The organism is Arthrobacter sp. KNU40 (genome assembly GCF_051515115.1).
Classification (GTDB): Bacteria; Actinomycetota; Actinomycetes; order Actinomycetales; family Micrococcaceae; genus Arthrobacter.
The window spans coordinates 472,213-493,766 of sequence record NZ_CP195850.1; the positions used below are offsets into that span (position 1 = coordinate 472,213).

A 21,554-nucleotide genomic window follows, 5' to 3' on the forward strand; every position below is an offset into this window, starting at 1 on the left:
GGGTTTGGGAATCAGGTAGTTATTGCCGGACCACCTTCCGACGGCTTGCCTGCCGGGCCCTCGCTCTTTGGCCCCTCGCCTGCCGGACCCGGCGCGGCTTCCGAAAAGCTGCGTGCCGCCCTCGAGCCGGCGATGGTGCTTGCCCCGATACTGATGAGGGCACCGAGGATCATGGCGGCGGCTTCTCCTGGTTCCAGCAAGTGCAATTGGGAGCCAATGGTGGCGGCTGCAACCGGTACTCCCAATTGGGACGAGGCCAGTACTGCGAGCGGCAGGGGCTGGCCGAGGGCCCGGAGGCTTCCGTGCACCAGCAGCGTTCCGAAGCCAAGGCAGATCCCGAGGAGGATCATCCGTGGGCTGCCCGCGAGGGTCCGCAGGTCAAGCGATGCCCCCAGCCAGACGAAGAACACTGGACCCAGGAAACCGTCGCTCACGGCGAAAAGCTGATGCGCCAGGCGACGGGGTTCGCCCACCGCGGAGACCACCAGGCCGAAGGAGAACCCGGCCAGCATGATGGAGACGTGGCCCAGAACCGCGAGTCCGGAAAGTGCGAAGAGCAGGGCCAATTGGATCCGCAGTTCCAAGGCGAACTTCCGGTCTTCGGATATGTCGTGCAACCGTCCGCGGTTGCCGCTGTTCTCCAGCCACCGAAGCACAAAGAACAAAACCAGCGCGCATGCCGCGACGACGGATGCCCCCACGGCCGCCCGGCCCGCGTTAGGCGGATCAACGGCTAACGGAAGCGCCACAATGCAAGCGATGTCAGCGATCGCCACTTGCGCCGTCGTCGTCAGGACCTTCGGCCCTGTCAGCCGGAGCGAGTCGACGATCGGCAAGACCAGTGCTGCGGAGGAGGAAGCGAGCAGCACGATGTAAAGGGGAGCATGTCCGGTACCGAAGGCGAAAGCGATGACGACTCCGACGACGGCGGCCAGCACCGCGGCGACGCCGGCGCGCAGGGCGCCGCTACCCAGGGCAGGGCGGATGGCTTTGTCCCGCACGGGGACGTGCGTCCCGGCCACGAACATGATGAGGGCGAACCCGACGTCGGCTACAAAGGTGAAGGTGGGATCCGAAGAGTCCACCAGTCCCAGACCCGTGCGTCCGATCACGATGCCCGCCAGCAACTGCCCGAGCACAACGGGAAGGTGCCATTTCCGCGGCAGCGCCAGGAGCGGCCCGAGGAGCGCGACTGCGGCGATCAGCGCAAGCTGAAAGAACGACACGTTCCTCCTTCTCCAGGCATGGCGGTTGGCCTGCGGTGGTTACCGGGGTGCATCAGCCAGTTTCAGCGGAATGTCCGTGTTCTCGTCCGTGTAGTAGCTTGCGCACACGCGGTGATAGCCGTCGGCTACCTGCGCGGGCATGCCCGTGGCCAGATCTCCCCGGACCATAAGGATGGGCGAGAGCTTCTTGCCCTCCTTGATTTTCTTCAGGTCCGAGGCCACGTGGGCGTTATCTTCCGGGAGCAACGCAAGGCGGGCGGCCCGGAGAATGTCCTTGGCTTTGCGGTGCTGGATGGGCGCCTCCTTGAGGGCGGCGACGACCGAGGCCACCACGTGGTCGGATTCCAGGAGGGAAAGGTAGTCTGCGGCGCTCGGGTAGTCCTGGTCCTCGGGCTCCGGCAACCAGCGGACTTCGCCTTTGTTATCGTCAGGCATGCGTTGTACTCCTTGGCCAGCGGTATCGGTTTGCAAACGTAGGCGGCGCCGGACGGGGGACCTTGGAGAGGTCCGTGCCGGGGCGTCGCCGTCGTAATTCAAGGGCGAGGCTTTCTTGGCCGCGGGCCATCGCCCAGTGGTGATTCGCGGCAAAAGCGGGCTTGAGCAGCCAGCTTAGTCGTCGGAGCAGTGGTTTCGATGTACTGAGCCGCCAGTCGTAGGTGACCACGGTTTCGGGGCCGTCCTGTTCGAAAGTCCACCGCCCGGTCCCATGCAGGTCGCCGCTCGCCGCGATCGCGAAACCTCGCTCCGTGATGGGTTCGGTGACCGTGAACCTCCAGCGAAGCGTGTACGGCATCCAGCCCTTGGAGTGCAGGGAGAAGGCTTTTCCCGTACCGTCGGCATTTCCCGGATCCAACGGAACAACCCTCAGATACACCGAGGGCCACCAGCGCGGCAGTGTTCCGGCGTCGCCCAAAATATCCATGACCTCACGCGGGGTCCCCGCGACGCGCCAGACAGTGAGGAACTCGTAGTCGGCGTTGCTCTTGGAAGTGCCGCCCATTGTTGCCTCCAGGGCGCGGATGGATAGTGGACTCACAGTACTCATGCCGTTGCACACGGTCAACGGCCCGGCTTCAGCGTTCACGCGGGCCGGTTACTCCCGGACGGTCACCGTCAGCCGTTGGATGTCGTTGTTTCCCATGCCTTGATAGTTCCACTCCGGCGTCCCGGGCTGGATCTGCCCGGTGGAATCCGTCGCACGGCATGCCAACTCGTGGGAACCGGGAGTTGCGATCCACGTGAATGTCCATCCGCGCCACGCATGCCGCCCGGCTGGAGGTTGAAGTTGGGCCTGCTCCCAGACCCCGTCCACAGAGACTTCCACGCTGTCCACGGTTCCTTTCCCGGACCAGGCCCGGCCGCTCAGTTGGACCGGTCCCGCCTCCACGGTGCGTTGCCGCGTGAAGAAATCGGGAACGCCGGGCGGAACCATGAGGGAGCGGACCTTGATCCGCTGGACGGGCTCGCCGGGATCGTCTGCATCTTGGGTATAGCGGTAAGAGTCGAGCTGTTGGTAACCGTCGAAGCTGTGGTCAATTGCCTCGATGGATTGCAGCCATTTGACGCTCGTCATCCCGTACCAGCCCGGGACGAGCAAGCGGACGGGGTAGCCATGCTGCGGTGGCAGGGCTTGGCCGTTGACCTCATAGGCGAGCAGGACGTCGTCGGACATTGCTTCCGCGAGGGTCAGGCTGCGCGCGTACTGATGCTCCACGCCGCCCTGGATCCCGCGGTCCGCGCCCGTGAAGACGAGCTCGACGGCGTCCGGCGACACACCGGCGTCGAGCAGCAACGGAGCGAGCGGGGTACCGGTCCACTCGGCGGTGCCCACTCCACCCTGGTCCCATGGCTGGCTCACGGGCCGCGGTTCCAGCCGCGAGCGGCCGTTGCCGGCGCACTCCATCGTGACGGCGTGGGTGCGGCGCTCGCGGTGCTGGAGGTCAGGCAGGGTGTACTCGTGCGGATGGTCCACGAGCCCGCCAATATTCAACCGCCACGAAACGGGATCGATCTGGGGAACGTCGAAATGGACCAGGAGATAGTGCATGCCCAGCGGTGTGACAGGCCATCGGAGCATCTCCAACGGCATGGCGTGGTTGCGCGAAGCTAGTTGCAGTTCTTCACGGGTGATGGGACCGGTGGTTGGGGTGACCGGTGCGGTTGGTTCTGTCGGAGCAGCGGGGGCGGTGGGGGCCGGGTTGGCAACAGCGGCGCCTTCCGCTGTGCGGCGGGTGTTGACGCTCATGCTCCCAGTATGGTCGTCCGTAGCGGTGGTGTCACTGGAATTTGCGCGGGGAAGAGTGGGCGCGTCTCGGTAGCGGGGGCGCCCCGGCGACGGATGCGCCGCGGTCCGCGTCCGACGTCGGGCTACTGGGAAAGTATTCTTGGTCTTTGGCGCTTGCGCTCCTGGACAAAGACAGTTGGAAGAAGGAGAGCCTCCGTGAAGATCCGAGCCCCACGACTCGACGTCAGCGGTGTTCTCCTTGTTTGGGCCCTGATATTCGGACTTTGGCAACCTTTTATTTGGTGGCGGGGGATTGTCGCGGCCGTGTGTTTGATCGTCGCACTGTGGGGCTTTGTTGCTTGGTACCGGCGTCGTCCGAGGCAGGGGCGTTAGGTCATTTGAACGGTTAGGGCTACCCCTTCTGGACAGAGCGGACGACTCCTAACTGAGAAGGGAAATTGTCGGGGTCTCCGATTACCGTGGGGCGCATGACTGACTCCCGCGACCTGGGCTTGCCCGTCGGCTACTCTGAACCGCTTGATGCATGACGACTTTTGCGGGCGCGTGGCAGGAAGGGCCAATTGCGCAACAGCTTGTTGCCCAGGAGTCCGAACTGGCCCAGCAGATCGCGAAAGATCCGTACAACTTCGAATTCCTGAGCCGTGCCGGGCGTTGTTCAGTCTTCGAGGTAGGCTGGAGTGAACAGCAGGGTCAGGCCCTCGGCCATGGTGGGATGCGTGATGATGGCGTCGCGCACGGCGGTGTAGTCCAGCCCTGCCAGCATGGCCATCTGCACCACTGCGATGGCTTCGCTGGCTTCGGTTCCCAGCAGGGCGGCACCCAGGATCTTGTTCGTTTCGCGGTCAATGACCGCCTTCCAGAAGCCTTCCAGATGTCCCACGGTTCGGGCCCGGGGAACGGCCGTCACCGGCATTTTCGCGATGCGGACGGTGTGGCCGGCGTCTCGGGCCTGCCGCTCGCTCAGGCCTACCCGGCCGAGCTCGGGGGTGGTGAACACGCAGTAGGGAATCAGCCGGCCGTCGGTGCTGCGCGGCTGGCCGGCGCCGGTTCTTGCGGCCAGATTGGTCTTGAGCACGCGGTAGTCGTCATAGGAGGCGTGTGTGAACTGGGGTGTTCCGGCGGCGTCACCCGCTGCCCACACTCCGTCGGCAGTCGTGCGCAGCTGACCGTCCACCCGGATGTATCCGCGGTCGTCAAGTTCCACGCCGGCACCTTCGAGGTTCGCGCCGCCGGTCATTGGCTTGCGTCCCACCGCCACCAGGATGTCTTCCGCGCTCAGGGTCTCACCGGAGGAGAGCGTGAGCGTGACAGTGCCGTCTGCGGCGCGGGCCATCCTGTGCGCCCTGGCCCCCAACCGCACGGCGATACCGGCGTCGGTGAAGTTCTGCTCGATAGCAGCGGCAACGTCCGCGTCCTCCCGGGCGAGCAGTTGTCCCCCGCCCTGGACAAGGGTGACCCTGACGCCGATGGTGTTGAGCAGGTCCGCGAATTCGCACCCGACGTATCCGCCTCCCAGCACGATGATGCTCTCCGGCAGCGATTCCAGCTCCAGCAGGGTGTTGCTGGTCTGCACCCTCGACTCCGCCAGGCCTTCGATGGCCGGCAGGAGCGGCTCAGTGCCCAGGTTCAGGACGACGTCGGCTCCGCGCAACGTTCGCACGCCGCCGTCGCGCAGGGTCACCTCGACCGTCCGGGGAGCGACGAACTTTGCCTCGCCGAGGATGAAGTCCATGCCCGAGCCGGTGAAGGAGGACAGCTGGCCCTCGACCATGGTGTCCACGACGTCTTCCTTGCGGTGGCGTAGCAGTTTGAGGTCCATTTGCGGGTCCTCCGCCCCGGAAATGCCGAATTCGGCGGCCCGACGGATGGTTTCCAGGACCCGGCCGCTGTTGATGAGGGTCTTGGTGGGGATACAGGCAACATTGATGCACGTCCCCCCGATCATCGAGCGTTCGACCATGGCGACGTTCCTGCCGGCCCGGGCCAGGTCCAGGGCCAGGGTTTTCCCGGCCTTTCCGCCGCCGACCACCACCAGGTCCACATCCTCGATGTCCATGCGTCCCGTCCCGTACTGTTGCCTGCCCCGGCTATGCCGCGACGATTACCAGAGTCCCGGCCAGCCTACGCCCCCATGCAGGTTGCTTCGAGCACTCCCCGATGCATTATGTGGTACCAAGTCGATGAGGAAAGGGCATTAACGTAGGCGCCATGGAGGCGGCGTCGGCAGGGTTCCCCGGCTTGACGCCGGAGTTAAGTCCTTAGACGGCGCCGGCTTCCGGGATGAGGCCTCGCTCTGCGATGACCTCCTTGACAAGCGTCAGGGTGTTGAGCACCCGCCGGAACCCGATATAGGGATGCGACGGATCAGCGCACCGACGATCTTCGTCAGGCCCACGGTGAAGCCGGTGTTGATGTGCAGCTTCAGCTGGAGCTCGGTGCCTAGGGCGACCAGCGTGGAGGTGGTCACCATCGTCTGCTCCTGCTGGGTCAGGCAAATCCGCTCAAACCGGTTACAGGTCATCCCCCAGGCAGATGGGTGGATCAAGGCTTAGTGCGGGAAGAAACCGACGTGTCCGTAGAAGACGGTGATGCTGAGGAACAGCCACATCATTCCTGCGATGAACAGCGACACAGCGAAGACCCAGGCCACCACGCGATTCTCAGGAGCGAACGGGGCCGTGATCGCGGCGACGCCAGTGATGGCGTAGGCGAACGCCATGTAGAGAGCTTCCAGGATGGAGCCCGCCAGCATCCCAGCAATCGGTTCCTCCTTCGGGGGATGCCACATCCCGAACTCGAGTCCGGCGACGGCGATCATGATCAGCCCGATGCCGCCAAAGGCACCCGCGTACAGGAACGGCCGGACGGTGGCCACGAGCTCGAGCTGCCCCCCGCGTCGACGGCGGTTCTCTCGGCACGCAGCAACGCTATGGCCCCGAAGAACACCAGAAAGCCAAAGAACATGGCGGGTTCACCGAAGGTGAGGTTGTCCACCGCACAGCAGGGGACGCCGGGAACGGGAATCTGTTTCAGTGGCCACGTGAGGGTCATGTGAGTGCCGGTGACGGCCAAAAACAACCCGAGGGCAGCAAACATCCAGGCCCATCCGTCGATCGTTTTGCGACCAGGTTGCTGGACCACTCGCAGGAAGACGAGTGCCAACAGCATGATGGCACCAGCGACCATCGCCATGGTCGTGTTGTAGGTGATGCCCTGCTCAAGCATGCACTACCCCCGTTCTGCCCGAAGTGCCTGCCGAATGACCAGCAGGCCCGCGCACGCCGCGAATGTGGCGGACAGGATCAGTGCACCCATGTCGCTACTGATGGCTGCCCAGAGGATCGCCGACAGGACAACGCCGACCACCAGGATCGTAAAGACAGCCTTGACCAATATCGCTCCCCACCGGCGAGTTTGCCCGTCGTTGAGTTCAATCGGGAGCCCGGTGAACGCATCATGTTGGGACATATAGATGTCTTACCACGCGTAGGCATGGACTGAAAGGGGCAATTGGGGCACGACGTTGGCCCTCGACGCCGGGTTGCAGGAACCGGCCGATGAATGGCTGTCGCTGCCGAAGGACAAGGGCGCGAATGCCGCGCTGAAGGTCGCCTCGCTCGTGGCCGGGATGGTTGCCGGGGCGGACAGCATCGATGACATGGCCCTGTTGCGCGACCCCGGGATGTGCAGGCTCTTCCCTAACAACATGAGGAGAGCCGGACGTTGGTTTCCTTGGGGCCGATGGCCTGGCAGCCCGCGCACGCGTCCAACCCTGATGGTCATCTCCTGAACGGGCAGCCACGAGCGGTTGAATGGGAACGTGCGAACACGTGGCCAGCTCGACCGGGAAGTGATGCTCGTGTTCGACGCAGTAGGGACAAAACCATTACGGTCAACCTCACACCGGACCCGTCCACACGGTCTCCCCGGGGATCTTCCGATACATCCGTGCTGACTCAGCTCATAGTCAGCTTCCGATCGATGGCGTCGCGGGGACCTCGGGCCGTTTGGCTGTCCGCTCGTTCGGAACGGTGACCATGATGGCGATGATGGCGATCACTACCATGAGGAGGTTGAACAGGATACCCACGGCACCGCCGAACCTGAGGCCGACGTTCTCCTGGTTGCCGATGAACAGGCCCCAGGACCTGATGGTGGCCGGGTCCATGGACTGGGCCGCGACGTACAGGGCCGCGGAGACGGCGACGCCGATCGCGTTGCCCAGCGAGGAGGCCATCTTGTAGATGCCGGCGGCGGCACCGGCCTCGTCGTCGGGTACGTTCGAGAGTGCCGCATCCGTGGAGGGTGTCGCGTAGAAGCCAAGACCGATACCGAACAAGGTGAAGCCGATGACTGCCAACACGATGTATTGCCCGATGAGGGTGAACGTCATTGACGTCAACAGGATTCCGACGCCGGCGATCGCGCTTCCCCAGATCATGGGCCGCTTGGGGCCGAAGCGCTGAAGCAGTTTCTCCCCGACGCGGATGGTTGCCAGGATCGCCACGAGGTAGCCGAGGGTCAGCAGACCTGACTGCAATGAGGACAAGCCTGCGGCCACCTGGACCAGGCCGAGGGAGACGATCAGCGTCCCGGCCGCACCATTGAGCAGGAAATTCGAGAGGGTTGCTCCGGCGAACGTCGAGTTGCCGAAAAGCTTCAGGTTCAGGACTGGGTTGTTCCTAGTTGTCTCGATTCCGAAGAAGACGAGTGCAGCCACGACCGCGGCAACGATGAGCCCGATTCCGGTCCAGCTGAGCCAGCCGATCCGCGGGCCCTGCGAGATATACACGTTCAACGCCACGAGCGCGATGATGAGGCTCACCATGCCGCCCCAGTCGAACCTTCCGCCGGCTTTCCCGGCAGACCCGGATTCCGGGGTGCGACGCAGCAGGAATAGTGCGATGACCGAGAGCGCGATCGAGATCCAGAAGATCGACCGCCAGCCCAGGAACGATGTCGCCATCAGGCCGCCGAAGAGGGCGCAGAAGCCCGAGCCTCCCCACGAGCCGATCGACCAGAAGGACAGCGCACGCTGGCGCTCCTTTCCCTCGTAATAGTTCTTCACCAGGGCCATGGTGGAAGGCATAATGCACGCCGCAGACAATCCCTGAACGACGCGGCCACCGAGCAACGCCGCCGCAGTGAGCCCACCGGCGTTCTCGGGAGTCAGCGCAATCAGGAGGGACCCGAGAATACTCAGGTAGATGCCGACGTTCATGAACCTGACCCGCCCCAGCCGGTCCGCCAGCCCGCCGGCAACCACGATGAAAATGCCGGAGAACAGCGAAGTGATAGACACCGCCAGATTCCCCAGGGTCCGTTCGATCCCCAGTGATCCCTGGATACCTGGGATGACGTTAAGCAGGGTCTGTGCGAACAGCCAGAAGTTGATGACAGCCAAGACGATGCCGATCAACCATGCGTCGTTCGGTTTCCACTGAGTCCCGGTCGTGGCCGCGGACTGGGCGGTGCTCATGGTCTTGCTCCTAATTGGAGAGGTACGACAGTGCGGCGACCACATGGGTTTGGACGCCGATGGACAGGGCCGGGTCGATCACCGGCGCGAACAGCGGGGAGTGGTTGGCCGGTATGTCCCGGGCTACTGTCCCGCGTTCGACGGCGGCCCGGTAGGTTTCGGGGTCCGCGCCGCCGAGGAGCCAGAACGTGTATGGCACGCCGAAGGCGTCCGGAATGCGGCTGAAGTCCTCCGACGCTGTCTGCGGGTGGGCCTGGCGCACGGAGTCCGCCCCGAAATGGGCGGAGAATGCGGCCCGGACCTTTTCTGTCACGGCCGCGTCGTTGCTGGTGAGCGGGAACTGGTCGTAGTACTCGAAATCGGGGTCTTGCGGTGATCCGGCGGCGGAGCACTCGCCCCTGACTATCCGCTCAATGGCAGTGAGGACGGACGCACGGACCTGGGTGTCGTAAGTGCGGATGTTGAGCAGGAGGGTGGCGCGGTCCGGGATGATGTTCGACGTCGCTCCGGCGTTGAGCGCCCCCACCGTGACAACGGCGAAGTCACCAGGCTTCGTCTCGCGCGAGACGATGGACTGCAGCCTGAGCACGATCGAGGAGGCCAGTACCACGGGGTCAACTGACATGTGCGGCATCGAGCCGTGCGCGCCCTTCCCGTACACGGTGATCTTGAGCGAATCCGCGGCCGACAGCACGGGGCCGGCTGTAGTGGCCACGATCCCCGCCGGGATCGGCATCACGTGCTGGGCGAAGGCGACGTCGGGCCGCGGCACTTTGGCCACGAGTCCGTCGTCGACCATTGCTTGTGATCCGGCCCCGATCTCTTCGGCCGGTTGGAACAGCGCGATGTACGTCCCGGACCAGGCTGTGCGCCCGTCGGACATGAGCTTGGCCGCGCCGACCAGGGCAGCGACGTGGAGGTCGTGCCCGCACGCGTGCATGACCCCGTCCACGGCCGACGCATAAGGCAGCCCCGTATCCTCGGTGACTGGCAGGGCGTCCGTGTCCGCGCGGGCAAGCACCGTTGGGCCGTCCCCGTTTGCGAGGATCCCGACGACGCCGGTGCCCCCGAGGCGTGTTACGGCATAGCCGAACGCGGTGAGTTTCCCCTCGACGAGCTTCGAAGTCTCCTGCTCCTCGAGGCTCAGCTCGGGGTGCCTATGCAGATCGATGTACGTATCCCGGATCCAGCCGAGCTCCGCTTCAAGGCCTGCCAGGACTGCTTCGGAACCGCTCATGGACCTTCGCTCTCAGTAGCAGTTCGGAGCGCCTGGGCGAGCCGGCGCAACCGGGAAACCCAGCATAGACCCGGAAACCCCAGCGGGGGAGTGCCGTCCAGTCCCGGACAGTTTCCTCCGAGTGCGCCGCGCACCGGACCGTGGCGGCATGCGGGGCGCCGTCGCCGGTCCGAAGACCTTTGGCCTACGCCATCCGGCACATGCTCACCAACGGCACACTATTCGAAGATCTCGGCTCGGATCACTTCCAGCGCACTACCGCAGAACGACCGCACGTCATGTCGTCCACCAACTCCGCCAATACTTTTGTAAGAGAGTTGGCTTCAGCGCAGTCCAACAGGTCGAAGTCGGTCCTGCCGCGGAGGAGATCAACGGTCGGCCTCGGGCCGGCCTCGCATGGGACGCACTGCAACCGTCAGGTTTATGTTCCTCCAATCGGCGGCTGCGCTTCAGGAGGCGGCGATTCCACTGCCACAACGAGGACAATCTCCGTAAGTTATCCACCGCTACGGCCGTCAGGGTTCCACCCCAACGGCACCCTATCCAGCCGTGGATAACCCGAATTTGACTGACACCCATCTGTGGAAAGCTGGGGTGGTGGGCCTGGGGGGTGTTCCCCTGCGGGGAGGCCCCGAGTGAACGGGGAACGAGGAGCGTCCCCTCGGCTGGAGGGGGCGCGCGGGTGCTGCCGGTTTCGGGTTAGTTCCCGAGGAGTTTCGTTCCGTCGTGGGGGTGGAAAATATGCGTGCCGGGAACCTGGATCGGTCAGCCTTCTAGTGCTGTGGAGCGGTATGCGGGCAGACTTGGTGAGTGTGTTTCGGCCGTCCCCGATACGTCTATGGTGCCGGTGAGCCTGTGGGTTAGTTTGGTGGTGGGGGCACAGTTTCTTGTCCGCGGGCGCCGCTCTCATATTCTGTAGCTAACCCTCTTCGGCTCGCGAAGGATAATGGACGTTTCTTCGGACTGAGTTGGTGGAGAGGCCGCACAATGGCAAGTCTTTCCTCGAGGAGTTCGGCTAACGCGGTTTGTAGACGTCGGAGCGGTGTTCGATCCGGTGGACGTAGAGGATGCGCTCTTCGATGTCGAGGGTGAACAGCACCCTGTAGTCGCCGCGCCGTGCCGTGCGGAGTCCGAGCAGTTCGTTCGTGAGGGGCTTGCTGAGCCGGTGGGGATTCTCGGCAAGTGCGCCGGTGACGAATTCGATGATCGCGGTTGCTGCTTTCTCCGGCAGCCGCCGGAAACCCTTCAGTGCCGGGCTGGTGACCTCGACGTTCCATGGGGCGGAAGCGGTGGATTTTGCGTCGGTCACCGCGGTGGCAGCCCGAATTCACGACGGAGGTCTGCGCCGCTGGTCGTGTTGCCCTCGACGATGTCGCGCCGGGCCTGGTCCAGGTCTTCGCGGATGCCCGGCTGCGAGAGCCAGTGGATGGTCTCCTGCAGGGATTCCAGGTCATCGGCGGACATCAGCACCGCTGACGGGTGCCCGTGCCGGGTGATCTGGATGATCTCGTGCGTCGTGTCTGCTTCCTCCACGAGGGCGGACAGCTTGTCCTTGGCTTCGCTGAGCGGTACCGTTCTCATGCTGGGAATTATAGCCTGATATCAGGCCATCAACTAGCCTGACTTTTAGCCGATAAGCTGCCTTGTGTAAAGTAATACTCTGCGTATCTCATCAGATGAATCAATTCGCCCCAATCCCCTGGATCCGCCGGGGCGGGCTCGCTCACCCCGGGATTGCGCGGATTTTTGCGCCTCTGCAACCCTGACGGGCAGCTTCCCGGACGATCCAGACGGCTGCGCGTGGTTGTCTGTGACGGCGTGATCGTGAACCTTTCTTCCGGAAGTACGTTGACGAACTCGGCAATGACCTTCCAGGGCCGGTGCAGCCGGTCGGGGAATTAGGCCTTCAGAGTTTCAGGACCATCGACGAAGCCGTCAGCACAGGGTTGGGTATTCCGCTAGCCGTCGAAGTCTGACGGCCACGATGCACTCGAGAGGTTGCCGGTACTCCGCGCCATCGCCGATGTTGGGCGGCTGAGGACGCCTCGCAGAGTCTCCGCTCGACGGTTTGGTGCGAACACCACCCAACCACACAGTGCAGTGGTAGTTTGCGGTTATGGCAAATGCCCTCGCGTGGTTCTCACAGTCCGGTGTGGTGCAAGGATTGATTCTCGGTGCCGTGCTGGCGTTCTTGACGGCGATCCTCGTGATGAATGCCGTGGGCAGGGCGGTCACAACGACTGTCAACGGTTGGAGTGCCATCCGGAAATGCGGCCAGCCTGGCAACGGAGTCCTCGTGCGGGCCGCCTGCGCCAAGGCCCTGCCCGTCGTCAATGTGTTTGAAGAGGCCGCGTACTGGACGACCACGGTGGATGGCTCAGGGCAAACGCTGAGCGGCGGGAATGGATATGTCCTGCATTTTCCTCCCGGGAAACTCCCGCCGCATGATGCGTTCTGGTCGCTCACCCCGACCGATACCGTCGGGTACATGGTGGATAATCCCACTCATCGCTACAGCGTTGGCGACCGTTCCCCTCTCGTGCAGAACGCCGACGGTTCTGTCGACATCTATCTCCAGCATGAGGCTCCGAGCGGCTACGAGCAGAACTGGTTGCCCACTCCTTCCGGGAAGTTCAAGCTGATGTTCCGGGTGTATCTGCCCGGCGCGGCGATTCTCGACGGCACGTACCAATTGCCGAGCATTGTCAGGGCGCATTGAAATGAACCGCCTCATCTTGAAGTACGGACGCCCGCTTACCGCCGTCATTCTGGCGGTCTTCGCGTGGGTCATCTACAGGCGGATCGCCAACGGGGACGGGATCATTCCACTCGTCATGGCTGCGGTTATCGTATGGGGGCTCGGCGCGCCCGCGTTCATCTACCTCTGGCCGCGACTCACGGTCAACGGATTCAAGAGGGCGATTCTCAAGCACGGGTTCGGTGAGGGCCCGATCCCCGTCAACACGCTTTACGCCGTGCCCGGCACCTCTTCGCCGTCGACGTCGCGCGGGAGCCTCATGGCAACCGGAGCCGACGACTTGCTCTACGTCGGTGGCTGGCTCGACTTGAGCGAAGGGCCGCAAGTCCTCCACATACCGGACATGTCCGGCCGTTACTTCAGCGTGCAGTTCACCGACTCGTCGAAAAGCACCAATTTTGCCTACGTCGGCAAACGCACGACAGGAACCAAAGCCGGCGACTTTCTCCTCAGCGGGCCCGGTTGGAAGGGAACCGTTCCGAACGGCATGACGCAGATTTCTTCGCCAACCGATTCCGCACTCGCTATCGGCCGTGTCTTCGTCGAAAGCGACAGCGATCTTCCGACCGCTTACTCGCTCGCGAAGCAAATACAGATCGCGCCGCTGAAGCAGTAGCGGTCGACGTGACCGGCCCGGATGTACGACGGCGAACGGCTCGCCGCCGCTGGCTGGCCGAGGGCCAGGACGCAGGAGGGGATCAGAATGACTGCAACGCTCAAACTGACGCACAGGGCCATCGGGGTGGAAGTCCGTCGCGGCACGTATGAGGCCATCGTCGACGGGAAAAGTGCCGGGACTGTCGAACTGAACAAGACGATCGACATCACGCTCGAACCGGGACGTCACACCCTTCACGTCCGAAATGGCCGAAATTCGAGCCGGACCAGGTCTTTCGACGTCGCCGAGGGCGAGATCGCCAGGTTCCGGTGCAGCGGGAAGAGCCCCCTGCCGATCTTTCTCCTGTCCTTCGCGGTTCCCAGCCTGGCACTCACGCTCAAACGCGAGTAGACGCAATCAGCCGATCCCGTGTGGGCTTAGCGGTGGAAGGTGACGTGGATGATGCCGCTTTCGGCGGTCTCTGACGTGACCGTGTAGTCGCTTTCCAGCCCCCGGAGGTCGTCCCAAAGCCGTATTCCACTACCGAGCAGGATCGGTGTGATCGCGACATGCAGCCGGTCGACAAGTCCAGCACTGAGATAGTCGCGCACAACGGTAGGGCCCCCTCCGATACGTACGTCCTTTTCACCCGCCGCACTCAGCGCTCGTTCAAGCACTTCTTCGGGGCTGGTATCTACGAAGTGGAAAGTTGTACCGCCGGCCATCGTGATGGCAGCGCGAGGCGTGTGAGTGAGGACGAACACCGGGACGCGGAACGGAGGCTCGTCGCCCCACCAGCCCTTCCACTCGGGGTCATCGGGGAAGTTATGGAACCCGAACATTCCGGCACCCATAATCTCAGCTCCGATCCCCTCGAAGTAGGCCGCGGCGTATTTGTCGTCGACGCCGGACGTACCTTCTCCACTGGTGTCATGCAGAACCCGCTCACGGAACGTGCGGGTGGACGTATATGCGTCAACCAGGCGGCCCCAATCCGACCCGAACGGATTCTCCGGAGTTGCGTCGGTGGTCGTGGCGAAACCATCCAGCGAGATATTCAGGTCAACTCGAACAGCCATGGTGAAGGTCCCTTCAGATCAGTGGTTGCGTTATGCACCCACCATACTGGTGCTTAGATCATCGACGCGGAAGTATTCACGGGAGAAATCAGGGAGTTCCGGAGCAATTCTGGAACTGAAAGACTTTGCAACGGAAAACAGCAAAGACCTCCGGGTGTTCCTCAGCCCGGGGACTCTGAGCCTCGGCGCGAATGGCGAACCCGGCCTGACGTCGACCGTTATGTATGAGCTGGGTGCGCTAAAAAGTAGCCAGGGAGACCAGCAGTACGAAATAGGCAGCCAACAATGGGCCAACACGCCGGTTATCGGCAGCGTTGTGATCTACGACTACCCGGCGCGGCTGGCCTACGGCGCGGCCAATCTAAGATGAAGCCTTCGACACCCGCGGTACCCAGCAGCGCACGGCGTCGCGGTATTGCCGGAATTCTTCGCCGAACCGTTCCTCCAGGTCAGATTCCTCGAGCGGTCTGACAACGTAATTCCACACCAGCGAACCAACGACGGCGTAGGCCACCACGAGCCATGACTGCAGGAGGACACCGACTGCCGCGCCTTGGAGGATGCCCGCGGCCGCCATAGGATTCCGGATCCAGCGATACGGACCTGCGATGACCAGGCGGTTCGGCATTGCCGATGGTAGCGGCGTGCCGTTTCCCAACGTCGACATCGCTACAGCCGCCGAGATGCCAAGGACGCTGGCGAGTACCAGAACCGCGATGCCGACAGGAATTGCAAACGACGGAAACGGGAGTGCCACCGCCCAGCGCCCTTCGAGAAAAGCGACGGCGAACGGAATCGCCGCCAGGAAGAAGCCCCAGAAGAGGACAATTTGCCCGAATGTCGAGGCCACGTGGCTTGCGGCGGTGGGGCGGGGGATTGCGGGACGGAATGCGAACGGACCGCGGATGATCCACCCGGTAGGTACACGCCCGAGCAAGACAAAGCAGAGCGCGATCAGCGAACCCGCAGTCGCAGCGCCCATGCCGAGCACGCCCCAGCCCGCTTCGGTTGTGACGGTGGCATACACCGTCAGTGCGACGGCGACAACACCCGTCCAGCCTGTACTCACCACCGCAGCGGCCTTAACACCAAACGCCGCCACGGCTGACGCCGCGACGAACAAAGGAATGTCGAGGGCAGCAACCGCAACCGGGTCGAGGTTACCCAGAGTCGACTCGCGCACCACCGGCGACAGGAAAACCGCGGCCCACCACAAGAAACCGGCAATCGCCTGCACGGCGAAATATGCTTTGCCCCACGAAACGGCTTCGCCCCGCCGAATCAAGGGCGACACCGGCTCAACCCAAACATCAGCAGCCCCAATCGAAGACAATTTTGGCTCAGCCTACCCAATTCGAAGACTGCATCCCTCTTCACGGCCGACCGCCGCAGGACGAGTTACCCCCCGAACCCCCGGCAAAATGCCCTCACGGCTACAATGAGACATATGCCGGACATCGAGCGTTGGCCCACCGGAAGGTTGCTGTCTACAGCGGCCCGGCTGGTGGAACACGCTTGGGACGAGAATCTCAGGGCGATCGGCCTCACCCACGCCGGTGTCATCGCGCTGGAGGTCCTTGCAGCCACTGGCCCCATCACCCAGACCACGCTGGCGCAGATCGTGCGCGTGCAGGCCCAGACCATGGGGCAAACCCTCAGCAGGCTCGAGGCCCACGGCCACGTAAGCCGCAGTCGAAATTCCGAGGACCGCCGGGCGCACGTCGTTTCACTGACCGACGCAGGCAGGGAAGCGCTTGAGCGGGCGGCGGAGTCGGAACGGCAGGTTCTCGCCCAAGTGTCGATCGATACGTCGATGTTCAGGCAGGAATTGAAAATAGTCGTGCGCGAACTGGCAGACCGGCAAGCACCAGGGGCAGAGAGTGCCAGCGCCGCTTTAGCCTCCGCGGCGCTGGAAGACTAGCCCAAGGAAACGTCGACGGCGGTCCGCTCATCGGGCGTAGGACCCCCACCGCGCGCGGACCGCTCGCCGCGCGCAGCCAACTCATCCAGTACCGCGTCGTACCAGGACTTGACCCCGAACTCAGGCTTCCCGACGTCGAGCAGCCTGAAGAGGGCGTCGGCCAAAAAGTTGAGCTCCGCAACAGACAACTTCGCAAGCCCCTGGATTGGGTCCAGTTCGCCCGCCAGGCATGCGGTGAGTAGCGCGTTCACAGCGCGGCTCCAGGCATGTGGGCAGACACGCAAGAAGCGTTGGAAGAGAGGGGTGTCCGGCGGGTCATGGGGTCGCTCCATGGAAAGAGATCCGAGGGCCGCTGCATAACCCACCCTGATGATATCGACACGCCGAGGGGCGCGGCAAGCGCGCCGCGCTGCCCGAGAACCAGCATCAATACAGCCCAAATAGCGCGTTCAGTCCCGTCCACGTCGCCGGACAAGCCAAGCCACCAAGATCACGGCAGCGGCGGCGCAAAGCACGGGGCCGAAACGACGAACCAGCACCGGCCACACGGCCGAGCCCAGATCCAATTCCGACGACGGCGCGGACGGCGTCGCGGTTCCGACTGCGGCCGCAGGCACGGGCGACGCCGGGGGCCCGGCCATCGGTGCTGCAGGACCCGCGGCGGGGGGGCCGACGCCGGCGGGCCCGGCCGCAGTCGCGGCATCAGGCTCCCCGGGCTCCGTTGCCCCAGCCGTCCCGGACTCTGCCGACGCAGCCGACCCTCCGGCGTCGGTCTCGGTATCGCTCGGAGCCCCGCCGCCCGCCTTCCCGATCACGCACTGGACAAACTGGTCCAGCAGCTTGTCCGAGATGTCCTGGATGACGCCCCGGCCGAATTGGGCCGGTTTCCCGGTGACGTTCATGTCGGTGGTCACGTCCACGGAGGTGCCGTCGACCTCGGGCGTCAGCACTGCCGTCACGGTGGCGCCAGCCGTGCCGTTACCGCGTTTGTCCTTCCCGGTGGCCGAAATGACCACCGTATGCGTCTCCTGGTTGCGCTCGAGGAATTCACCGGTGCCGGTGTAGATCATGGCGATCGGGCCGAGCTTGACCTTGACCGTTCCGGTGAACTGCTCGCCGCTCACGGACGTAAGGGTCGCCCCCGGGAAACAGGGCGCGATGTCTTCCAGCTGGTTGAACGAATGCCAGGTGTCCTCCAGCGAACTGGGAACCACGAAGTGATGTTTGAGTTCCACGTCTGCCTCCGTCCGTTTTCCGCTAGAGTCCGGCGGCCGCGAGGACGGCCCGCTTGGTCAGGACCCCGGCCAGGTGGCGGCGGTAGGCCGCGTCCCCATTGAGGTCGCTGGCGGGATCGGTCCCTTCGGCTGCGTGTGCGCTCGCGGTGGCGATCGCTTCCCGGGTCAGCGGGGCACCCGCGAGTGCCTGTTCGACGGCGGTCGCCCGCAAGGGCGTGCTGGCCATGTTGGTCAGGCCGATCCTGGCCTCGGCGATGGTGCCGCTTTCCACCCGGACCATGGCGGCCACTGAGACGATGGACCATTGCTGGGCCACGCGGGTGAATTTCTCATAGTGCGCACCCCATCCGGTGTACTTCGGCACCCGGATATGGGTGAGGATCTCGCCGTCGTCAACGGCGGTGGTGAAGTACCCCTGGAAGAAGTCCGCCGCTGCCACCCGGCGTTCCCCGTTAGGACCGTTCAGGATGAACGTCGCGTCCGCGGCCAGCACCGGCGCGGGCATGTCACCCGCCGGGTCGGCGTGCACCAGAGCGCCACCGAACGTGCCGCGGTGGCGGACCTGCGGATCCGCGACCGTCGCCGCGGCCTTGGCCAGCAACGGCACGTGCTCGGCAATCAGAGGGTCGGTGGCGATCTGGTGGTGGGTCGTCATGGCTCCGATCAGCAGTGCGTCGCCGTCGTCGCGGACCCCGGACAGCTCCCCGATCCGGCCCAAGTCGACCACCATGGCTGGGTCGGCCAGGCGCAGCTTCATCACGGGGATCAGGCTTTGGCCCCCGGCCAGCAGCTTCACGTCGTCTCCGGCGTCGGCCAACACGCTCAGCGCCTCCGCCAGCGTAGCCGGAGCGGCGTAATCGAATGCGCTCGGAATCATTGCACACCTCCGGTGGTCTTGGCTTCTTCAAGGGCGGCCCATACGCGCGACGGCGTACAGGGCATCTTGATGTCCTTCACTCCAAGGTGCCGCACCGCGTCCAGCACTCCGTTGACAATGGCGGGCGTCGAGGCGATGGTTCCCGCCTCGCCGACTCCCTTTGCCCCCAACTGATTGGTGGTGGACGGCGTCTCGGTACGCGCCGTCGTGAAGTGCGGCAGATCCGGCGCACTGGGCACGAGGTAGTCCACGAACGAGCCCGTGACCAGGGTCCCCGCGTCGTCGTGCACGGCCTCCTCATAGAGGGCCTGCGCGATTCCCTGCGCCAGGCCGCCGTGGACCTGGCCTTCCACAATCAGCGGATTGACCACCACCCCGACGTCGTCCACGCAAACGTACTTGCGGATGGTGACGTGCCCGGTTTCGGTGTCCACTTCCATGGCGGCCAGGTGGGTGCCGTGCGGGAAGGAGAAGCTCTGCGGGTCGAAGGTGGCGTCCGAGTCCAGATTGGGCTCAAACCCTTCTGGCAGGTTGTGCGCCGAGAAGGCGGCGAAGGCGACTTCACCGAATGCCGTGGATTGATCAGTGCCCTTCACGCTGAACTTGCCGTCCGTGAACTCGATGTCCTCTTCGCTGGCCTCCATCATGTGCGCCGCCAGAACCTTGGCCTTCTCGATCACCTTGTCTGCAGCGGCCAGCACCGCCATGCCACCGACGGTCAGCGAGCGGGAGCCGTAGGTGTCCAGGCCGCGCTGGGAGACCTGGGTATCACCATGGAGCACTTCGACATTTTCGAACGTCACGCCGAGCCTGTCAGCCACGAGCTGGCTCCAGGCGGTTTCGTGACCCTGACCGTGGGGGGATGTGCCCGTGACCACCTCGACGTTGCCGGTGGGCAGCACGCGCACCTGGGCATGCTCCCAGCCGCCGGCCGCGTAACTGAGCGCGCCAAGCACTCGGGACGGAGCCAGGCCGCACATTTCCGTGAACGTGGAGATGCCGATGCCGAGTTGGACGGGATCGTTGGCCTCGCGGCGCCTGGCCTGCTCAGCCCGGAGCTCGTCGTAGCCAAAGAGCTCCAGCGCCTTCGCCGTGGCCGCCTCGTAGTTGCCGCTGTCGTATTCGAGCCCAGTGACAGTGGTGAAGGGAAATTCCTCGTGGTTGATCCAGTTCTTCTTCCGCACTTCCAGGGGGTCCATGCCCAGTTCGACGGCGAGTTCATCCATCAAGCGCTCGATAGCGAAGGTTGCTTCCGGCCGGCCTGCGCCCCGGTAAGCGCCCGTCCACGCCTTGTTGGTGAAGAGGTTGTTGCATTCCAGTCGGTACGCCGGGAACTTGTAGATGGCGTTGTACATGAACGCGCCCAGGATCGGGACTCCCGAGCCGATAATGCCCAGGTAGGCGCCCATGTCCGCCAGCAGCTGGATGTCCAGCCCGGTGACGATTCCGTCCTTCGTCGCCGCGAGCTTCACCTTCTGCACTTGGGCCCGGCCGTGATGCCCGGACTGAAGCGATTCGCTGCGGGTTTCAGTGTATTTGCAGGGCTTGCCGACACGTCGGGCTGCCATGAGGGTGATGAATTCCTCCGGGATCACCGTCAGTTTTCCGCCAAAACCACCGCCCACGTCGGGGGCGATCACACGCAGCTTGCTTTCCGGGATTCCCAGCGTCAATGTCAGAATCAGCCGCAGGATATGGGGAATCTGAGTGGACGACCACATGGTGATTTGCTCACTTGTAGGGTCAACCACGATCGAGCGCGGTTCCATGAAAGCCGGGATGAGGCGCTGTTGATAAAAGGTGCGTTCGATGAGCACCTCGGCGTTCGCCAATGCCTCGGCGATCGGCTTGCCTGTGCCTGCCTCGCCCGAGTCAAACACCCACGTCGCCGACAGATTGGACTCCAAGCTGGAGTGGGCGAGCACCTTGTCCGTAAACGCCTCCTCCAGATCCAGGACCACCGGAAGTTCGTCGTAGCTGACGTCCACGAGTTCGACGGCGTCCCGCGCCGCTGCGGCGCTGCGGGCAACGATGCAGGCCACTACCTCGCCGGCAAAGGCCACCTCGTCGACGGCGATCGATGGGAACGCGGGCGCCTTCTGCTCGGCGGTCACAGGCCAGACGTTCGGCAGGCTGCCCTGTTCCGCGGCCACGTCGTCTCCGGTAAGTACGGCGACGACGCCGGGCGAAGACTTCGCTGCGGAAACGTCGATCGACGTGATCGTCGCATGGGCGAACGGGCTCCGGACCATGGCCAGATGCAGCATGCCGGGCAGCGTCATGTTGTCCGTGTACCTGGAGCGTCCGGTGATGAGGTGGGCGTCTTCCTTGCGGAGTCGGGGCCTGCCGATTTCGGCGATGGTCATGCCACACCTGCCGTTTCCGTCTCGTCGCTGTCTGCGGACACGGTGCTGTCCGCGGAAACCGTTCCGTCAGCGGCGGCCTGTACCGCGGCAACGATGTTCTGGTACCCGGTGCACCGGCAAAGGTTCCCCTCAAGGCCGTCCCGGATTTCCTGCTCGGTGGGATGCGGGTTCTCGGCGAGAAGGGATGCCGACTGCATGATCATGCCGGGCGTGCAGAAGCCGCATTGCAACGCATGGCATTGGTGGAAGGCTTGCTGCAGCGGGGCGAGCTTGCCGTCCCGGGCCAGGCCTTCGATGGTGGTGACGTTGTGGCCGTCTGCCTGAACCGCGAACATGGTGCAGGATTTGACGCTGACTCCGTCCAGATGGACGGTGCAGGCGCCGCAGTTGGTAGTGTCGCAGCCGATCAATGTGCCGGTCTTGCCAAGCCGTTCGCGCAGGTACTGGACCAGCAGCAATCGTGGCTCGACATCGTCTGTGTAGCTCACATCATCGACTTCGACGGTGATCGTCTTGGAACTCGCCATTGGGAT

25 protein-coding genes and 1 pseudogene are annotated in these 21,554 nt (G+C 64.0%); 6 read left to right on the plus strand and 20 right to left on the minus strand.

Features of this window, described 5'->3' with window-relative positions; genetic code table 11:
- Positions 1-11: 11 nt before the first annotated feature.
- The 9 genes from ACSKT0_RS02285 to ACSKT0_RS02325 form a co-directional block, all read right to left on the minus strand.
- Positions 12-1,226 (minus strand): cation:proton antiporter, encoded by a 1,215-nt coding sequence (locus ACSKT0_RS02285; protein WP_437772322.1) that lies wholly within the window; start codon positions 1,224-1,226, stop codon positions 12-14.
- 39 nt (positions 1,227-1,265) lie between these two features.
- Positions 1,266-1,661, minus strand: coding sequence for a hypothetical protein (locus ACSKT0_RS02290; protein ID WP_437772323.1), 396 nt, complete (start codon positions 1,659-1,661; stop codon positions 1,266-1,268).
- Entirely contained in the window at positions 1,654-2,226 is a 573-nt protein-coding gene (locus ACSKT0_RS02295; RefSeq protein WP_437773951.1) for an SRPBCC family protein, read from the minus strand. Before ACSKT0_RS02295 ends, ACSKT0_RS02290 begins: the two co-directional genes overlap by 8 nt.
- Positions 2,227-2,319: 93 nt before the next feature.
- Positions 2,320-3,471: a sulfite oxidase gene (locus tag ACSKT0_RS02300; protein ID WP_437772324.1), complete on the minus strand. Its 1,152-nt coding sequence runs from the start codon at positions 3,469-3,471 to the stop codon at positions 2,320-2,322.
- A gap of 655 nt (positions 3,472-4,126) precedes the next feature.
- Positions 4,127-5,527, minus strand: coding sequence for a dihydrolipoyl dehydrogenase family protein (locus ACSKT0_RS02305; RefSeq protein ID WP_437772325.1), 1,401 nt, complete (start codon positions 5,525-5,527; stop codon positions 4,127-4,129).
- Positions 5,528-5,788: 261 nt separating this feature from the next.
- Positions 5,789-5,941: a hypothetical protein gene (locus ACSKT0_RS02310; protein ID WP_437772326.1), complete on the minus strand. Its 153-nt coding sequence runs from the start codon at positions 5,939-5,941 to the stop codon at positions 5,789-5,791.
- Between the two features lie 78 nt (positions 5,942-6,019).
- Positions 6,020-6,346, minus strand: a complete 327-nt coding sequence (locus ACSKT0_RS02315; protein ID WP_437772327.1) for a DUF981 family protein — start codon at positions 6,344-6,346, stop codon at positions 6,020-6,022.
- A complete protein-coding gene (locus tag ACSKT0_RS02320) occupies positions 6,292-6,696 on the minus strand; it encodes a DUF981 family protein (RefSeq protein WP_437772328.1) in 405 nt (134 codons plus the stop codon). Before ACSKT0_RS02320 ends, ACSKT0_RS02315 begins: the two co-directional genes overlap by 55 nt.
- A 3-nt stretch (positions 6,697-6,699) precedes the next feature.
- Positions 6,700-6,939: a hypothetical protein gene (locus ACSKT0_RS02325; protein WP_437772329.1), complete on the minus strand. Its 240-nt coding sequence runs from the start codon at positions 6,937-6,939 to the stop codon at positions 6,700-6,702.
- A 55-nt stretch (positions 6,940-6,994) separates the two neighbouring features.
- On the opposite strand from ACSKT0_RS02325, the pseudogene ACSKT0_RS02330 reads away from it, so the two are divergent.
- Positions 6,995-7,168: pseudogene (locus ACSKT0_RS02330) on the plus strand (IS1380 family transposase); the annotation flags it as partial.
- Between the two features lie 270 nt (positions 7,169-7,438).
- Here the strand turns inward: ACSKT0_RS02330 and ACSKT0_RS02335 are convergent.
- From ACSKT0_RS02335 to ACSKT0_RS02350, 4 genes are all read right to left on the minus strand, one after another.
- Positions 7,439-8,950: an MFS transporter gene (locus ACSKT0_RS02335; protein ID WP_437772330.1), complete on the minus strand. Its 1,512-nt coding sequence runs from the start codon at positions 8,948-8,950 to the stop codon at positions 7,439-7,441.
- A 10-nt stretch (positions 8,951-8,960) separates the two neighbouring features.
- Positions 8,961-10,187, minus strand: coding sequence for an amidohydrolase (locus ACSKT0_RS02340; protein ID WP_437772331.1), 1,227 nt, complete (start codon positions 10,185-10,187; stop codon positions 8,961-8,963).
- Positions 10,188-11,202: 1,015 nt separating this feature from the next.
- Positions 11,203-11,496: a type II toxin-antitoxin system RelE family toxin gene (locus ACSKT0_RS02345; RefSeq protein ID WP_437772332.1), complete on the minus strand. Its 294-nt coding sequence runs from the start codon at positions 11,494-11,496 to the stop codon at positions 11,203-11,205.
- Positions 11,493-11,768: a type II toxin-antitoxin system Phd/YefM family antitoxin gene (locus tag ACSKT0_RS02350; protein WP_345450542.1), complete on the minus strand. Its 276-nt coding sequence runs from the start codon at positions 11,766-11,768 to the stop codon at positions 11,493-11,495. Before ACSKT0_RS02350 ends, ACSKT0_RS02345 begins: the two co-directional genes overlap by 4 nt.
- A 535-nt stretch (positions 11,769-12,303) precedes the next feature.
- Between ACSKT0_RS02350 and ACSKT0_RS02355 the strand changes: the two genes are divergently transcribed.
- From ACSKT0_RS02355 to ACSKT0_RS02365, 3 genes are all read left to right on the plus strand, one after another.
- On the plus strand, positions 12,304-12,906 hold the full coding sequence (locus tag ACSKT0_RS02355) for a DUF1214 domain-containing protein (RefSeq protein WP_437772333.1): 603 nt from the start codon (positions 12,304-12,306) through the stop codon (positions 12,904-12,906).
- 1 nt (position 12,907) lies between these two features.
- A complete protein-coding gene (locus ACSKT0_RS02360; RefSeq protein ID WP_437772334.1) occupies positions 12,908-13,561 on the plus strand; it encodes a DUF1254 domain-containing protein in 654 nt (217 codons plus the stop codon).
- 87 nt (positions 13,562-13,648) lie between these two features.
- Positions 13,649-13,954, plus strand: a complete 306-nt coding sequence (locus ACSKT0_RS02365; protein WP_437772335.1) for a hypothetical protein — start codon at positions 13,649-13,651, stop codon at positions 13,952-13,954.
- 26 nt (positions 13,955-13,980) lie between these two features.
- Here ACSKT0_RS02365 and ACSKT0_RS02370 read toward each other — a convergent pair whose 3' ends face one another.
- On the minus strand, positions 13,981-14,622 hold the full coding sequence (locus tag ACSKT0_RS02370; protein WP_437772336.1) for a dihydrofolate reductase family protein: 642 nt from the start codon (positions 14,620-14,622) through the stop codon (positions 13,981-13,983).
- Between ACSKT0_RS02370 and ACSKT0_RS02375 the strand changes: the two genes are divergently transcribed.
- On the plus strand, positions 14,621-14,992 hold the full coding sequence (locus ACSKT0_RS02375) for a DM13 domain-containing protein (protein WP_437772337.1): 372 nt from the start codon (positions 14,621-14,623) through the stop codon (positions 14,990-14,992). The two genes, ACSKT0_RS02370 and ACSKT0_RS02375, sit on opposite strands and share 2 nt — an antisense overlap.
- Here the strand turns inward: ACSKT0_RS02375 and ACSKT0_RS02380 are convergent.
- Complete coding sequence (locus ACSKT0_RS02380; RefSeq protein WP_437772338.1) at positions 14,984-15,916, minus strand: methyltransferase family protein; 933 nt, start codon at positions 15,914-15,916, stop codon at positions 14,984-14,986. The two genes, ACSKT0_RS02375 and ACSKT0_RS02380, sit on opposite strands and share 9 nt — an antisense overlap.
- A 153-nt stretch (positions 15,917-16,069) precedes the next feature.
- On the opposite strand from ACSKT0_RS02380, the gene ACSKT0_RS02385 reads away from it, so the two are divergent.
- Entirely contained in the window at positions 16,070-16,543 is a 474-nt protein-coding gene (locus tag ACSKT0_RS02385; protein WP_437772339.1) for a MarR family winged helix-turn-helix transcriptional regulator, read from the plus strand.
- On the opposite strand, the gene ACSKT0_RS02390 is transcribed toward ACSKT0_RS02385, so the two are convergent.
- From ACSKT0_RS02390 to ACSKT0_RS02410, 5 genes are all read right to left on the minus strand, one after another.
- Positions 16,540-16,794, minus strand: a complete 255-nt coding sequence (locus tag ACSKT0_RS02390) for a hypothetical protein (protein ID WP_437772340.1) — start codon at positions 16,792-16,794, stop codon at positions 16,540-16,542. The genes ACSKT0_RS02385 and ACSKT0_RS02390 overlap by 4 nt on opposite strands.
- Positions 16,795-16,992: 198 nt before the next feature.
- Complete coding sequence (locus tag ACSKT0_RS02395; RefSeq protein ID WP_437772341.1) at positions 16,993-17,778, minus strand: SRPBCC family protein; 786 nt, start codon at positions 17,776-17,778, stop codon at positions 16,993-16,995.
- 22 nt (positions 17,779-17,800) lie between these two features.
- Positions 17,801-18,655: an FAD binding domain-containing protein gene (locus tag ACSKT0_RS02400; RefSeq protein ID WP_437772342.1), complete on the minus strand. Its 855-nt coding sequence runs from the start codon at positions 18,653-18,655 to the stop codon at positions 17,801-17,803.
- Positions 18,652-21,021 carry a xanthine dehydrogenase family protein molybdopterin-binding subunit gene (locus ACSKT0_RS02405; RefSeq protein WP_437772343.1) on the minus strand — a complete coding sequence of 790 codons (2,370 nt, stop codon included), beginning with the start codon at positions 21,019-21,021 and terminating at the stop codon, positions 18,652-18,654. The genes ACSKT0_RS02400 and ACSKT0_RS02405 overlap by 4 nt, the downstream gene beginning before the upstream one ends.
- Complete coding sequence (locus ACSKT0_RS02410) at positions 21,018-21,548, minus strand: (2Fe-2S)-binding protein (RefSeq protein WP_437772344.1); 531 nt, start codon at positions 21,546-21,548, stop codon at positions 21,018-21,020. The genes ACSKT0_RS02405 and ACSKT0_RS02410 overlap by 4 nt, the downstream gene beginning before the upstream one ends.
- Between the last annotated feature and the right edge of the window lie 6 nt (positions 21,549-21,554).